Here is a 16,728-nt window from a genome sequence, read left to right on the forward strand (position 1 = left end):
TCAAATCAGCAGAAAAAGGACAACTGGAAATGCTTAACAAACGGATTAGTTTGCTTGCACTGGGTCTGATCAGTGCTGGCCAGGTCATGGCTGACAGCCAGGCAGACTCCAAAGGCTTCGTTGAAGACAGCCACCTGAATCTTGCACTGCGCAACGCTTACATCAATCGCGATTACAAAAAGCGTGAGCCAAACTCTGATCGTGCCGAGTGGGGCCAGGCTTTCACCGGCGCATTCGCCTCCGGTTTCACCCAAGGCACCGTTGGCGTGGGCGTTGATGCATTCGCGCTCTACGGCATTCGTCTGGACGGCGGCAAAGGCCGCAGTGGCGCTCCCGGTATCGACTTCTTCAAGCAAGGCGACAGCGGCGTGGCTGCTGATGACCTCGCTCGTGCGGGTGCCGCAGTCAAGGCGCGTATCTCCAACACTGTCATCAAGTACGGCGATCAAATGCCAGCACTGCCAGTGCTGAGCTATGACAACGGTCGTCTGTTGCCAGAAAGCTTCACGGGCACGTTGATCACTTCCAAAGAGATTGATGGTCTGGAGGTCAACGTGGGTCGCTTCACTCAGGAAGCCCGCAAGTCTGCCGAAGGGCGTGACAGCGGTGGCCTGAAAAGCATCAACGTTTACGGCGCCAGCTACAAGTTCACCGACGAGTTCACTGCCGCGTTCTACGCCTCCGACAACGAGGACGTATTCAAGAAGCAGTACGTGAACCTGAACTACGTGTTTGCGTTGGCACCTGACCAGTCGTTGACGTTCGACTTCAACGGCTACAAAACCAGGATGGACAAGGACTTCTCGACGTCCACCCAGGCTGGTGAGCGTGACAACAAGATCTGGAGCCTCGCGGCGACCTGGGCTGTGGGCATTCACTCCTTCACCCTGGCTCACCAGCGCAGCACCGGCGAAACCGGCTACAACTACAGCGGCTACCAAAACGACGGCGGCTACGGTGATGGCGGTAACACCATCTATCTGGCCAACTCGTACTGGTCTGACTTCAACGGTAAGGACGAGCGCTCGTGGCAAGCAGCCTACGGCATTGACCTGTCCGGTCTGGTTGCTCCAGGTCTGAGCTACAAAGCGGCCTATGTGCGCGGCAGCAACATCGATGACGGCACTGACCGTGGCAATGGCACTGAGCGCGAAATCTTCAGCCAGCTGACTTACGTGGTACAGAGCGGCCCGGCCAAGGACTTGTCCCTGCGTCTGCGCAACTCGTTCCTGCGGGTGTCTGATAACGCAAGCGGTTACAACGTTAACGGCAACGAAACGCGTATCTTCGTTGACTACCCGATCAACGTTTTCTGATACCGCGCAATCTGGTTGTAAACGCACGACCGGTGGGAGCGAATTCATTCGCGAAGAGGCCAGTACATTCAGCGCAAATTGCGTCTGCAGTGATACAGCTTTCGCGAATGAATTCGCTCCCACAATTGATTGGGCTTCAGGTCCGGCTACTATGTGCTCCACCTCAGCCTGACTCGGTCACTTTCATGGCCCTCGCTGCACCTCCCGACCTTTCTGATGCTGCCGTGCCCGTGCAACCTCTGGCGCGTACCTATCCGCGTGGGCGTTTTATCGAGCCTCATGAGCATGTATGGGGTCAGGTGCTGTACGCCACCTCCGGGGTGATGTGGGTGGAAACGCCACTGGAAGCTTTAGTCGTGCCGCCACAACGTGCAGTGTGGCTGCCGCCGGGCGTGATACATGGCATTCGCGTCGTCACTGATCTGGAGATGCGCAACATCTACCTGCGCCCGGCCATCGCCGATACGCTGGAAAAAACCGTGCAGGTCTTTGAAGTGGGCCGTCTGTTGCGCGAGCTGATTCTGGGGTTGGTCGCTCAGGCCGATGATCAAGAGTCGGACTATTACGACGCGCTGGTAAGCCTGGCGCTTCTGGAGTTGCAACGCGCAAAGCGTTCGATTCTGAAAATCCCGATGCCGGACAACTCGGACCGGCGCTTGCTGAGTATCTGCCAGGCGGTCATGAGCGAGCCGTCACTGGACATACCGTTCGAGCGACATGCTGAGACTGCCGGGGCCAGTGTAAGAACCCTGGCGCGCCTGTTTCAGGGCTCATTAGGGATGGGCTTCGCTGAGTGGCGTCGTCAGGTGCAACTGGCGACCGCGGTGGCCGAAATCATTCAGGGCGTACCGGTCAGCACCATCGCGCGATCCTTGGGTTATTCGCCCAGCAGCTTCAGCGACATGTTCAAGCGCGAGTTGGGTGTGGCGCCTTCTCAGTATTCTGCGGGTGACCGATAGCCACGCAGCACCGATCAAACAACATATGAATAACTGAATAAATGCGGTTTTTTTGTGGGAGTGGTCCCGGTATCCCTGACACCGCGCTGTCGCGCAGCAAACGGGTGACCTGTAGGAGCCAACTTGTTGGCGAGACGTCGGACCCGCATCGTCAGAAATTCCGCTTCGCCAACAAGTTAGCTCCTACAAGGTCCGCGTTTCAAATCCATTATTGGAGTGATGTTTGATAGGAGCTGGGCTTGCCCGCGATAAGGCTAGACGCGATCCAGGGTGAACCGCGTCCAGCCTAATCGCGGGCAAGCACCGCACATGGAACTGTGTTTGCATCCACCCTGACCGATATTCAGAAGTCCTTGGCCGATAGCTTTTTTCTCCCGTCCCTAAACTGCGTGCATGAGCAATTTATGCACGGGGTTCACCATGAGTTACCTCATCTCCATCTTCATTGGCATCGCCGTAGGCCTGCTTTACGGCGCGCTTGATTTCCGCTCGCCCGCACCGCCCGCTGTCGCACTCGTTGGCCTGACCGGCATGTTGCTGGGCGAAAAGCTGTGGCCAATGGGCAGGCAACTGGTTGCCACCTGGCTTTCCTGATCATTCATTTCCTACTCAATGGAGGCTTCCATGAAAGCCCTGCAGTTCTCCCGAACCGGCGATCTCGCCGCTCTGCAATATGTCGACTTACCCACACCTGTGCCCGCACAGAATGAAGTGCTGATTGAGATCAAAGCCGCAGGCCTGAACCCCAGTGATGTGAAGAACGTACTTGGGCGTTTTCCCTACACCACCTTGCCGCGGGTGCCGGGGCGGGACTTTTCGGGCGTTGTCATTGAAGGCCCTGACGACCTGTTGGGACGGGAAGTGTGGGGTACCGGTAAAGAACCAGGCTTCTTCCGCGACGGCTCTCACGCTCAGTTTTTGACCTTGCCCGCCAAGGGCGTTGCGCTCAAACCCAAGGCGCTGAACTTCAGTCAGGCCGCCAGCCTTGGCGTGCCTTACACCACTGCATGGGATGCCTTGCAGCGCAGTCTGGTCAATGCCGATACTCGCTTGCTGGTCATCGGGGCTAACGGTGCTGTGGGCAGTGCGGCTTTGGCGCTGGGCAGGATTCTCGGCGCTCGTGTACTCGGCGCAGTTCGTCGTCCGGAACACATTGCCACGCTGCAAGAGCAAGGCTTCGACGGCATTGTGCTGGGCAAGCCTGAAGAGCTGGCGGCGCAGGTCAATGGAATTTTCCAGAGCGGTGCCGATGTGATTTTCGACACCACCGGCTTCTGGCTTCCAGCTGCGGTGCCTGCGCTGGCAACCTTCGGCCGTATCGCCATCATCGCGGCACCCTTGGACGGCCATGTGCAACTGCCTTCATTGGCGCTGTACCGTAAAGGCGGCTCGGTGGTGGGGATCAACTCGCTGCTTTACGACTGCCAGGCCTGCGCGAAGATGCTCGACCAGTTCGGTCGATTCTTCGACGAAGGCAGCTTGCCGCTGCCGACAGGTTTGGTCGAGTCACCATTGGGCGAAGGGCCGGCGCGGTACGAAGAGGTTAATGAGGGCGCGGGGGAGAAAGTAATTTTGTTGCCGTAAGGCGACTTTGATCAGCAAGCGCAAGACCGTTCATGGCGCTGCACTGTCTTGCGACAAACATTGGATCTGTAGGAGTGAGCTTGCTCGCGATTCGAGTTTTTGGTCGTCGAAATTATCGACTGAACAGATGCTATCGCGAGCAATCCGGATCGTCACCCCGCTAAAACCGATTCAACGCCATGAATTGCGAGTTGCGCGAAATCCCCCACCTTTTTAGTGACCCCCATCACAAAATTTTCCCCTTGTAGGAACTTTCTTCGAATGAGGGGTCTGTTTCAGCATTGATACACCTTGTTAAATTTGCCAACGATTGCTGGCACTTTGCTGCTATCAGCTGGCATCTAGCCGGTATCTAAGCTTCCACTTCGCGGTTGCTGTTTCTTCTTCCTGCTCGGGCACTTCCCATGCCTGAGACATATCGATGGAATGTTTATGTTTGCCTCCCCACGGACGTGGCTGCATTCGTGCGCCTTATTGTTTGCTATCGGCTCGCCTGTTTTTGGCGCGACTGTGCCGACCCCGGGCGATCAGGACCTGATTCGTGATCGACAGAACCGGCTGATTGAAGAACAGCAACGCCGACTCAAGGAGCTCAAGGAGCTGCCCGGCTCCAGCGCTGAGCAGGCTAAACCGGCTTCGCCCGAGGATGCGCGCTGCTTCCCGATCAAAACCATTGAGCTTCAGGGGGCCGAGCGCCTGGGTGGTGTTGATCGCGATCGGCTGCTCAAGCCCTATATGGATCGCTGCCTGGCCGTGGCTGATTTGAACGAGCTGCTCAAGGCCATTACCAATTACTACCTCGATCAAGGGCTGGTCACCAGTCGTGCGTATTTGCCACAACAGGACCTGTCCAAAGGGCACCTGACGGTACTGGTGGTGGAAGGCAAGCTTGAAAGCCTGAAAGGCGCGCCAGGCAGCACGGTATCTGAGCGCGAACTGGCGATGGCGTTTCCGGGCGCGACAGGCGAGGTCCTGAATCTTCGCGAAATCGAGCAACTGGTGGACCAGCTCAATCGATTGCCGTCCAGACAGGCTCAGATGGAGCTGGCGCCAGGTAACGAGGTGGGTGGCAGTGACGTACTGGTGCGCAACGAGCCACAGAAGCCTTGGCGTGCAAGCCTGTCGCGCAACAACGATGGGCAGAAAAGTACCGGCGAACAGCAGGTCAATGCCGGGCTTGAGTGGGACAGTCCGCTGGGCATCGCCGACCAGCTGATTGTGCGTGGCGGACACGATGTTGTCAGTGATCATCAGTCCACCTCTAAAAACGGCATGCTCTATTACAACGTTCCGTATGGCTGGTGGAACTTCAGTTACACCTACAGCCAGAGCGACTATCGCTCGCAGGCCCAAGGTGATGGTTTCAGCTTCAAACAGAGCGGCGACAGCCAGAATCACCAATTTCTCGCCGAGCGTCTGATCCACCGCGACGCCGTCAGCAAAACCTCGGTCAGTGCCGGGCTGGCTCATTTGCGCACCAACAACTACATCGACGACGCCCGACTTGAGGGCAGCAGCAACCGGATTACGGAAGCGCAGTTCGGTATCAACCACGGTCGGCGGATCGGCAACTCTTTCGTCAACCTTGACCTTGGCATGCAGCAGGGCATCGGCGCACTGGATGCGCAACAGGATGATCAACGGCGCGACGAATTGGGCAACCTGACTCCCACGCCGCGCTATCGCAAATACACCGCCACCGCGAGTTATCTGCTGCCGTTCAACTGGCTGGGCGAGTCCTTCAGTTTCAGCAGCCTTGCGACGGGGCAGCGCAGTGAAGACGTGTTGTTCAGCTCGCAACGTATCAGCGTCGGTGGCAGCTCTTCCGTGCGCGGCTACAAAGATCAATTCCTGTCCGGCTCCAGTGGCGGCTACTGGCGTAACGAGCTGCGCTGGACGCGGCCTGTGACGCTGGACTGGCTGCGCCCCGCCTTTAGCCAGTACGGCACCAGCGTCGGTTACGACCAGGGTGTGGTCAGTAATGACCGCTACAGCGGTGGTTTCAACGGCCGCGTATCAAGTAACTCTTTGCAGTTGTTTGCCAGAGGCGAGCACGTCAGCGCCAGCGTGACGTTCGCCCATTCGCTGGAGCGCCCAAGCGTGCTCACCGAGCGCGAAGCCCCGATCTACTTCCAGGTCGACCTGTTTCTCTAATTAATCAAATTTGTTGCCGCGAGACTTCGAAAATGGACGTTCATCAATTTGCACTTCTGGCCCGCCAACCTTCTGCTGAGTTGAAGCCACGCAAGCGCTTTTTAGGCGTGTCCAAGCGTGCGTTGGCGTTGCTGATGGTCAACGTCATGTTCTGGCAGCCGATCTGGGCGCAGGCGGCGGGCGGAGTTGCAGTCAGCGGCGGCACCAACACCAGCGTGGGGCAGGCCGCGAATGGCGTCCCGGTGATCAATATTGCGGCCCCCAATGCGGCGGGGCTGTCTCATAACCAGTTCAAGGATTACAACGTCGGCAAGGAAGGCGTGATTCTCAACAACTCCACCAGTGCTGCACAGAAGACTCAGTTGGCGGGTTATATCAACGGCAACAGCCAGTTGGGCGGCAAAGCAGCAGGCGTCATCCTTAACGAAGTCAACGGCGGCAGCGCCAGCCAGCTCAATGGCTACACCGAAGTCGCAGGCAAGTCGGCGCGGGTCATTATTGCCAACCCTTACGGTGTGACCTGTAACGGCTGCGGCTTCATCAACACGCCTCGTGTGACCCTCAGCACCGGTAAGCCAGTGCTGGATGGGAATGGCAAGCTTGATCGTTTCGAGGTCGATGGCGGCAGTGTCAACATCGAAGGCGATGGCCTCAACGCCGACAATGTCGATCAGTTCGACATCATCACCCGTTCGGCAAAAATCAACGCCAACATTTACGCGAAACAGCTGAACGTCGTCGCGGGCGCCAATGACGTTAATGCTGACACCCTGGCCACCACTGCACGTGCGGGCAACGACGCCGAAAAACCAGCGTTGGCGATTGACTCGTCGGCACTGGGCGGCATGTACGCCAACACCATCAAACTGGTCGGCACCGAGAAAGGTGTCGGGGTAAAACTGGCTGGCGATATGGCTGCCAGCGGCGGCGACATGCAAATCGACGCCAACGGCCATTTGACCATGGCCAAGGCAGCCGCCAGCGGCGCCGTCAACGTCAATGCTGCCAGTCTTGATGCACAGGACTCGATCTACGCCGGTACTTCGGCAAACGTGCAAACCCGTGGCAGCCTCAAGAACCAGAAGGTACTGGCCGCCCGTGACCGCATCACACTGAGCAGTGGCGGTCAGTTGACCAACAGCGGCACTGTCCAGGCGGGCATCAACCCTGACAACACCCGCAATGCCACCGGTGACGTCAGCCTGAATGGCAAAACGATCAACAACACCGGCAACGTTGTCGCCACCCGCAACCTCAGCGCCACCGCGGAACAATCGCTGACAAACAGTGGCGCGATCCAGGCCACCACCGCTGCCAACAGCGCCGCCGATACCGGCAATGTCGGCCTCGCCGGAGCATCAATCACCAATACGGGCAATGTGGTTGCCAGCCGCAACCTCACGGCCAACGCCTCGCAGGTCGTGGACAACAGCGGCACCTTGCAGGCGGGCGTCAACGCGGATAACTCCCGCAATGCTAACGGCGACATCAGCCTCAATGGCCAAACCGTCACCAACACCGGCAGTGTGATCGCCAGCCGCAACCTGTCTGCAACGGCTGGTCAATCGCTGGCCAACAATGGCGGCATCTTCGCGGCCGGTCAGACGTTGATCGCCACGACCTCGTTACTCGATAACCAGAACAACGGCCAACTGCTCAGCGATGGAGGCATGACGCTGACGGCCGACAGTCTGCTCAACGGTTCGGACGGTTACATCAGCAGCGGCGGAGGGATGACCATCCGCGCAGGTGCAATCAACAACCGCGCAGGCCTCATCGAAAGTGGCTCAACCCTGGATATCAGCGCGTCCACCCTGGACAACACCAACGGGCAGATTCGTTCCCTTGGGCTTACAGGTAACAGTCGCTTCGCCATTGCTGGCTTGCTGGATAACACCGGTGGCGCACTTGAGTCCGCCAACACTGACCTGAGCCTCGCCGCTGGCAGCTTCCAGAACCTCAACGGCAGCATTCTGCATGTTGGCACCGGCGCACTGGATGTCTCCGGGCTGGCCCTCGACAACGCGGGTGGCAGCCTGGTCACGCGGGGTGGTTTGACGTTCAACAAAGCCGCCTGGACCAACAGCAGCGTGATTCAGGCTGCCAACCTGACGCTCGATGTCGGCAACTTCCAGCAAACCGCAACGGGTCAACTTCTGGGGACCAACAGCTTCGTCGGCAGAGGCGCTAACTGGTCAACCAACGGCGTCATTGCCAGCGATGGCCGCGTGGATCTGTCCCTCACTGATCAGTTGACCAACAGCGGTCGCATCACCTCGGCAACCAGCGTGGGCGTCAACGCCCCCCGTGTCAGCAACCTCGGCACCCTGGCTGCAGGCCAAGTGTTGACGGTCAGCACTGGCAGCCTGCTCAACGACCATGCGCTGATTTTCAGCGGCGGCAATATCAGCCTGCAGGTTGATGAACTGAATAACGTTGCATCAGACATCTACGCGATGGGCAACTTGCTTGTCGATCGTGACGGTCTGGGCGGGCTAGCCACCAGCATCACTAATAGCTCCTCGAACATCCAGGCCGACGGCACTCTGAGCCTGGCTGCGAGCACCATCAAGAACATCCGGACCATTCTGACGGTCGAGTCGGGAATCTACAGCGCCTCGATTACGCCTACCGCGTGTATCGAAGGGCAAACGGCTGGCGACTGTGAGGGGGGCAAACAGAACCGGCCTTTCCTGATCAGCCAGCGTGATCATCTGGCCGTTACCGAAGCCAGCGCCGCGTCAAGCATCACCTCCGGCGGCAGCATGCTGCTCACTGGCGGGAGTCTGCTCAACAGCAGCAGTAGCATCGCTGCCGGAGGCAACCTCACGGCCATCTTTGATGATCTCACCAACACCGCGATTGAAACCCACGACACCCAGACCGACCGTGTTTTTGTAACAGAGCGAACCCGTAGCCCTGGTTTCATGCGCCGACTGGCCAGTGCCTTTACCCAGAAATACTCAATCGACAGCCCCGGTTACAACAAAAATGATTTGGGCGGTCTTGAAGCCGCGCTTGCCACCTTCATCGGTCGCACTGAAGGCGAAAAGCCCGACTTCGCGAAAACTACCCAACTGGCAGCACCTGACCAAAGCTACTCGGCCATCATTCAGGCGGGCGGCGCAGTCAACGTTCAGGCCAAAAACGGCATCGACAACTCCGTCGTGCGCGGTGGCTACACCTACGTGGGCAGCGGCGCAAAAACCGACACCAGCGAGCCGGGTTACTCCACCGTCGGCGCGCTTAATCCTCAACTGGCACCGGACCTGGGTCAGCAAGCGGTCAACCCGATAAACCTGCCCGGCTTCCAGCTGCCCACCAGCCAGTTCGCCTCCAACCCGCAAAAATATTTGATCGAAAGCGATCCGGCGTTTACCAATCTGGGCCGCTTCCTGAGCTCGGATTACATGCTCGACAAGCTGGGCTACAACCCGGACGAAGCCCAGAAACGTCTGGGTGATGGTTACTACGAGCAGAAGCTGATCCAGCAAGCCGTCATCGCCCGCACCGGCCAGCGTTTCATTGACGGCCAGACCAGCGATGCAGGCCTGTTCAAATACCTGATGGACAACGCCATCGCCAGCAAGGACGCCCTCAATCTGTCGGTGGGCGTAAGCCTGACCGGCGAGCAAGTCGCAGCGCTGACCCACGACATCGTGTGGATGGAACAGCACGAAGTCTCGGGTCAAAAAGTACTCGTGCCTGTCCTGTACATGGCCCAGGCCAATAACCGTCTGGCCCCCAACGGCGCATTGATCACCGGCAACGACGTCTCCCTGATCAGCGGCCAGAACCTCAACAACAGCGGCACCCTGCGCGCCACCAACAACCTCGGTGTCAGCGCTGGCGGCAACCTCACCAACTCAGGCCTGGTCGAAGCGGGCAACCTGCTGCAAATGCGCGCCAACAACAACCTGACCAACACCGCAGGCGGTGTGATCGCCGGGCGCAACGTCGAACTCGTCGCCGTCAATGGCGACCTGCTCAACGAGCGCAGCGTCACCACGCACCAAAGCGACAGCGGTTACCGCTCCGAGCGCACCCAGTTCGTCAACAGCGCAGCTCGCATCGAAGCTGCCGACACCCTGACGATGCAAGCCAAACGCGACGTCAACAACGTCGGCAGCGTGATCAAAAGTGGCGGCGACACCACCATTCAGGCCGGTCGCGACGTCAACATCGTCTCCGTCCAACAAGAAAACAGCGGCGCCGTCGGCACGCGTTCGACCCGCCAGAACATCACCCAATACGGTTCTGTCGTAGAAGCCGGTCGCGACTTCCAGGTCGTCGCCGCCCGCAACATCAGCGCCGTCGCCAGCCAGATCAGCGCCAAGCGTAACCTGACCCTGGACGCTGCCGAAAACCTCACCATCGCCTCCGCGGCCGAGGAGCAGCATTCGTACAGCAAGAGCAAAAAGGTTAAGGCTCAGGAAGATCATGTGAGCCAGGTGTCGAGTGTGCTTAAGGCGGGTCAGAACGTCGCTCTTGGCGCAGGCACTGACCTCGGCATCATTGGCAGTCGTGTCAACGGTGGCGGTAATGTAAGTCTTGATGCCGGGCAGGACGTCGTAATTGCATCGGCTCAAGACGAAGCCTATTCGTACTTCAAGAAAAAGAAGACCGGCTCATTTGGCCGCAGCAGCACCCGTGAAACCGAAAGCTACAACTCGACGAATGTTGACTCCGTCATTGAGGCTGGTAACGACCTGACGGTCAACGCCAGCCAGGACGCCAAAGGTGCAGTGAGTATCAATGGTGGTCGCGATGTAGCTATCGTGGGCAGTCAGCTCAAAGCGGGTAACGATCTGCTGCTCGGCGCCACTAACGACGTATCGATCACATCGGGTGTCGAGGAAGCTGGCTCGTACAGCAAGAAAACCAAGTCTGGTTTCCTGGGCCTTTCCAAGAGCGGCAAAACCCAGCTGCAAACCACTGCGACTCAAGCAGGTAGTGAGCTTGAGGCGGGCAATGATTTGATCATCGCGACAGGTAATGACCTGAGTCTGCGGGCCAGTAGCGCCGCGGCAGGTAACGATGCCGAGTTGCGAGCCGGGTTAGTGAAAGATACGGGTGATGTCCGCTTGGATTCTGCCCAGAACACTGCTTACAGCATGACCGAGCAGTACAAGAAAAAGTTTGGTTTGTCGGGGGGCGACGCATTTGGACTGATGGTTGGCACACCGTCGTGGGGCGGCGATATCACCCTCAGCTCTTCTAAAAAGGCAGGTCGCGAAGTCACCAGTTCGACCAGTGCCGGCAGTTATGTTGGCGCTCAACGAGACGTCAACATTGATGCCGCTCGCGACATAAATGTAGTGGGTAGCGATGTGGGGGCTGGCCGTACGGTCAACCTGAACGCTGGCCGTGACACGAACGTGCTGGCCAGCAACAGTCAGCAGCAGACCTCGAGCTGGGAAACCAAGAAAAGCTTCGGTCTCAAGCAAGATGCTGACCGAAACGGCTATACCACGTTCGTGGGCCAGGAAACGCTCAAGAACAAAAACCGAGAATCGCAGCAATTCGCAGCCGCCAGCCACATTGATGCGGGTCAGGATATCGTCGTCAATTCCGGGCGCGATATCACTCAGCGAGGATCAGACCTCTACGCTAAAAATGACATCGCTCTGCAGGCCGGTCGCGACATAACGATCGATGCAGCCGGTGAGCGCAGCGAAAGTGCCAGCAGCCAAAGTGCCAAGCGCAGCGGTACGACCACTACTGTCAGCTACAACTACGGCAACATGGTTGACGCCGTTAACGGCGCAGGTAAAGGCGAGGACAACACCAGCAAAGCCTCTAGCACCTTGAAGGCCGTAGACGGTGTGAACCAGTTCTTCTCCGGCCCGACCGCTGACGGCAGCATTGGCAACTCCAGCCAGAGTCAGTCGGTAAGCCAGGTTATTAACAGTAACCGCGGCTCAACAATGGTCGCGGGCAACGACATCAGCGTGCTTGCTGGCAATGACGTCACTGTCCGTGGCAGTAATTTCCAGGCAGGCCGTGACATCAACGTCCAGGGTCGGGACGTCACCTTCGACGTCGCCAAAGGCAGCCAGGACAGCGAGGGTGAACAGACCCAAAGCAAAGGTGGGCTCAAAGGCGGCACCACTGGCGGCTTCAAGATCGGCATCGGCGGCAGCACCGGTATTGCAACGCAGGAAGGCATGCAGGGCACGTCCCAGGCTTCGCAACTCAAGGCTGGCCGTGACATCAATCTTGAAGCCCGTCGCGACCTCGCACTGATCGGAACTCAGGCCGCAGCAGTCAGAAACTTTTACCTCAAGGCCGCCAACGACCTCACTATTCGTGCCGCCCAGAATGAGTCCTCCAGCCAGGATGACCGCCACAGCGGCGGCGCTGAGGGTGGTATCGCTGTCGGCCCTAGCGGGATCGGCTTCTATGCCAGCGTAAACATCGGTCGAGGCGAACTGGATCGTGAGGGCAAACAGCAACAGGGGGCTTATCTTCTCGCGGGCAATCAGCTCGGGTTTGAAAGTGGCCGAGACACGACAATCGCTGGCGCTCAGCTAAGCGGTAAAGACGTGACTGGCAACGTGGGTCGCAACCTCAGCGTCTCGTCAGTTCCCGACACCGGGAAGGCAAGCGGCAAGCAGTTCGATGTCAGCGCGACCGTTGTTGTTGGCTTCGGCGCATCGGTTAGTGGCTCCGTGGGCTACGGCAAAACCGACGGCAAAACCAACTGGGTCGGCAATCAGACCTCTATCACCGCGCAAGACAAACTCGACATCAAAACAGGTGAGCATACCCAGCTCGACGGCGCACTCATCGCGTCCAACACCGGCAACCTGAAACTGGATACCGGCACATTGGGCTTCAGTGACATCGCCGGTCAGGACAAAGAGCGCTCCTACTACCTCAATGTGGGCGGCAGCTACGGCCTCGAAGGAGGCCAGGCACAACAAGACTCCAGCCAGGTGGGTAAAGGTAATTCAGGCGCGAATGGCTGGAGCGTCGAAGGCTACAACTACGAAAAAGACCGACAGCAAATGGTCCGAGGCACGATTGGCGCCGGTGACATCATCGTCCGTCAGGACGCCGTTACTGGCAAGGACTCGACTGCTGGCCTGAATCGGGATGTGAGCAAGGCGTCAGAGATTACGCGGGACGAAGAGCATCGGACTGATTTGTATGTGACCAAGTCTTCTACCGACGCAGTGCTGAGTCCGGTGGTGACGGTCAAGGAGTGGACGAACCAGCTTCGGAACTATGACGAAACGGCTCAACAGAATTTTAAGGAAGCGGCTCGAGGTCTCACTCGAGTAGTCAATAAGGCTGAAAGCACCTTCGGCAGAAAAATGGACGCCGGTGCTGCCAATCTGATGGGCGAAAAGTTCGCAGAAAACACCATGGACTTGTTGCTTCAGGGGGGAATGAGCCGCAGTCAGGCCATGAAAACTTTGGCTGACCCTGCGTTTCAAGAATCTGTCGTGGCTGAAGTCGCAAGTATGGCCGAGATCGACTTGAAACCAGTCGAGGACCTCGACACCACTCTGCAAGCTATAAACCAGACCAAAAACCCAAACCTCGTAGTCTTAAAATCCACGCATATTACCGAAGAAGATGAAGAGACACTAAACCTCGCGCAGAACACCTTGCGCTCAATGTCATCGATAAAACAGTACATCAAGGATCATCCCGAGCAGCAAGAAGCGGTGACAGTGATGGTGGCGCTCACGCAAGGCCCCAAAGGGTTGCTGCAACTGGCTATTTCCAAAGCTGTCGGTGAAACCCCGCAGGGCAAAAAGCTTGAAGAAACGATTGCAGCTTATACCGATGCGGTCGGCAAGCGTGTCGCAGACGCCATGGAGGGCAAGGAACTTTCCGATACTGATGAGTTTGAACAGTACCTGATTGGCGGTGGGCAGTTCACAGCGTCAATCTTGACAGGAGTGATTCAAAAACGTAAATCTGCAGGTGAGCGTACGGTTGTTTCGGTTGATGCTCCGAAAAAAGGGCCTGAGGTTATCGGGCGTGGGGGTCCAAAAGGCACTGCAACAGCTCCGAAAGTCACCATAAAAGATCACTATGACCATCACTTGAACATGGTGGAAGACATAAAGGATCAACTTTCTTCTCAAGGGTTCAGAGTCAGCGAAAAGGAAATATCATTCGGCAGCTCCTGCGGAACTGGTCGTTGTAGGCCAGATATCGTGGCCGAAGCACCTGATGGAACCCTGAGAATTATTGAGGTTAAGACAGGGAACGCGGACTTAAGTATTCGTCAGTCAGAAATTTTCCCTCAAATAAAAGATGGGACTTCAATTCCAAGAGGGCAGGTTGCCGAAAGTTTCGGCCTGATACCAGGCGTACCTCTAAAGGACCAAGGTTATCCTAACGGTATCCCTATTGAGATAATGAATTTCCCAGGTGCTAAGTGATGGAAGAAAAAGATGTGGTTTCAACCTTGATAGAGCAGGGTTGGGTTTGCAGCAAGGATGAAGTCGGGGATTATTTTTGCGTGATAGATGTTGATGGGATTAAAGTTCAAATAATCCCATCTGTGAGGAAACGCTCGGACCATTTTCGGGCGTCACTTATGCCATCGGTTTCGACCAGAGAATTCTCGGAGACTGTTGCTTTTGTGCGGGGAGAGGGGAGTGGGTATTCGCCAATAATAGTAAGTAATGAGCCTCCGGAGAAGTTGCCTAAATTTTCCAGTGATGATGTTCTCAGGATGTCTGAGAGCGCCATATCTTGGGCACGCTCTCAAAACATTGAGTCCGGCCTGATGTTCTATAGAAATCTGCCCACTGACAGTAAAGGCGCGATGCCCCTTCGGCACTTGGCTGCATTGGCAATAGCTGGTGACGTTGAACGATTGGACGGTTACAAGAAAAGCTTTGAGGTGGGAGATAGGCTAGGTTTTGTACCTTACATTACTGATGCCATGATTGATCGAGCAGTCTTGAAAGCCAAAATTGCAAAATAGATTTTTCTTGAGCGCTACACACCTTTGACACCGGCCTTGGGCCGGTGTTGTATTCCGCTTTACTTAAAAAAGTCTCATCCTTAGTTCTTGGGGGCGATTTGTTGTTGGATGGTAGTATTGGATCTCTAGCATCGGCTCTTTAATAATTTGGCATTTGTTTTTTTCGAGAAATAATACGATTTTTTAAGTTTCCGAAGTCTTGCGTTCTAAATAGAACCCGCACTCGTAATCTGCACCTATTTATGATAAGTCAATTGGAGCAATATCTCCCTCATCCATTAGGTTTAAAACAGAATGAGAAATGTAGGTGTTCTTGCCGCGATGACAATCTCTGTCTTAGGTCCAGGCTCTGACGTTGACTGTTTTTTAAGTCAGTTGTGTATTTTTTGGAAGGTGGGAAGAGAGCAAGTAAGTACACCTTGGTTACAGAGAAGCTTTATTGTCGCTATTTAAGCAAAAGCGAACTTGCTGAGTTAACGGTGAATCTAGAGAGTGCAAGAGCTGAGTTTAATTGCATTCTTGCGGATAGCTTTCATTTAAGCGCTTTCGGTGTGGACGAGGAAAATACTCGTTTGCTTTTGAGTGGTCATACTCTGGCTGACGTCTTTGCTCGTTTCTTCGAAATTATCTTTGATGCTATCGAGTGTTCAGATGTGTTTTACAAGGAGTTTGGGGAGTACGTCCCCTTAAGAATCGGCTTTACCGACGCGCCTGACTATATTTTTGATGTGAATCGTTCCGAGGACTTGTATAACTCTCTTGCTTCTGACGAGCTACCGTTCTGGCGACGCTAATTTGTACGGAAAAAACGGGGTCAGACCACGATTGTTTTCGTAATCGCCACACCCTTGGTTCAGTGCATTTAAATATTTTTTGTATTTGATGGAGAGGCAGCAGTGAAAAAAGTGACACTCTTAATGTTGGCTGTGGCGTTGGCAGGATGCCAATCCAATGTCAGAAGCTCCGCACCAACACTGCTCAAGGACGGTGTTCAACTGCAGCAAAAGCAAGTGGTCGCGGATGCTGAGCACGCCAAGATCATCATGAGGTCCACCGGCTTCACTTATCCGGTTTTATTCTCGGTGCGCCGTTCTGCTGACCCTGATCAGCGCCCAGAGGTTCTGGGGCGTGTGGTCGATTCCGGTCGCGGCAAGGTTTTTGGCTGGATTGCCAAGATGAGCGAGGTAGCCAACAGCGCAGCAGTCAAGCGCTTCCCTCAACTCGAAGTACAGGCAGATCCCGGTCAATCCATAGAAGTGATTGGTGAGTCCAGGGTCATTAAGGACGGCGGGATTTTTCCTGACAGTGTTACGTACGACTGCGGCCCCATGCGCTCGACGTTCAAACCTGAAAATCAGAAAACCTATCTGGTTGAATTTGTGATCATTGGAAAGGGCTGCGAACAGCATGTTTATGACGTAACTCAGCCCAATACGCGTGTGCCCGTCAGCACTGAGAATGGCGCGGGCCCGGTCTAGCCATCATGAAGCCCCGGCATTTTAGCCATGGCGTAACCACCTGCAAAATGGGGTCAGACCACGATTTTTCTGAAGGGAGATTTGTTGTTTGGTGGTGTTAGATTTCTAGACTCGGCTCTTTAATAATTTGGCGTTTATTTTTTAAAAGATACGATTTTTTAAGTTTCTGAGGTTTTGCGATCTAAATAAAACGTTTAATCGTAATTTCCCCCTTTTTTACGCAGCCTGTCAGTGGGCGTAAGCCTGACAGGCGAGCAAGTCGCAGCGCTGACCCATGACATCGT

Annotated in this window: 9 protein-coding genes; all 9 read left to right on the forward strand. The window is 56.1% G+C overall.

All coding sequences use genetic code 11. The features are described from left to right. Nucleotides 1–29 precede the first annotated feature (29 nt). Nucleotides 30–1,316: an OprD family porin gene (locus RX972_RS03335; RefSeq protein ID WP_316872546.1), complete on the forward strand. Its 1,287-nt coding sequence runs from the start codon at nt 30–32 to the stop codon at nt 1,314–1,316. Between the two features lie 185 nt (nt 1,317–1,501). Continuing rightward, nucleotides 1,502–2,275, forward strand: coding sequence for a helix-turn-helix transcriptional regulator (locus tag RX972_RS03340; RefSeq protein ID WP_316872547.1), 774 nt, complete (start codon nt 1,502–1,504; stop codon nt 2,273–2,275). 420 nt (nt 2,276–2,695) lie between these two features. Continuing rightward, the gene (locus tag RX972_RS03345; protein WP_255881215.1) at nt 2,696–2,869 is read left to right on the forward strand and encodes a DUF1427 family protein; all 174 of its coding nucleotides are present in this window, start codon (nt 2,696–2,698) and stop codon (nt 2,867–2,869) included. Nucleotides 2,870–2,899: 30 nt separating this feature from the next. Then, the gene (locus RX972_RS03350; RefSeq protein WP_027902223.1) at nt 2,900–3,859 is read left to right on the forward strand and encodes a zinc-binding alcohol dehydrogenase family protein; all 960 of its coding nucleotides are present in this window, start codon (nt 2,900–2,902) and stop codon (nt 3,857–3,859) included. A gap of 432 nt (nt 3,860–4,291) precedes the next feature. Next, nucleotides 4,292–6,013, forward strand: a complete 1,722-nt coding sequence (locus tag RX972_RS03355) for a ShlB/FhaC/HecB family hemolysin secretion/activation protein (RefSeq protein WP_099268414.1) — start codon at nt 4,292–4,294, stop codon at nt 6,011–6,013. Nucleotides 6,014–6,045: 32 nt separating this feature from the next. Next, nucleotides 6,046–14,415, forward strand: coding sequence for a hemagglutinin repeat-containing protein (locus RX972_RS03360; RefSeq protein ID WP_316872548.1), 8,370 nt, complete (start codon nt 6,046–6,048; stop codon nt 14,413–14,415). Then, entirely contained in the window at nt 14,415–14,966 is a 552-nt protein-coding gene (locus RX972_RS03365; protein ID WP_316872549.1) for a DUF6990 domain-containing protein, read from the forward strand. The genes RX972_RS03360 and RX972_RS03365 overlap by 1 nt, the downstream gene beginning before the upstream one ends. 419 nt (nt 14,967–15,385) lie before the next feature. After that, nucleotides 15,386–15,760 (forward strand): hypothetical protein, encoded by a 375-nt coding sequence (locus RX972_RS03370; RefSeq protein ID WP_316872550.1) that lies wholly within the window; start codon nt 15,386–15,388, stop codon nt 15,758–15,760. Between the two features lie 102 nt (nt 15,761–15,862). Beyond that, complete coding sequence (locus RX972_RS03375) at nt 15,863–16,444, forward strand: hypothetical protein (RefSeq protein WP_316872551.1); 582 nt, start codon at nt 15,863–15,865, stop codon at nt 16,442–16,444. Nucleotides 16,445–16,728 lie beyond the last annotated feature (284 nt).

Source organism: Pseudomonas syringae group sp. J309-1 (assembly GCF_032582135.1).
Lineage (GTDB): Bacteria > Pseudomonadota > Gammaproteobacteria > Pseudomonadales > Pseudomonadaceae > Aquipseudomonas > Aquipseudomonas quasicaspiana.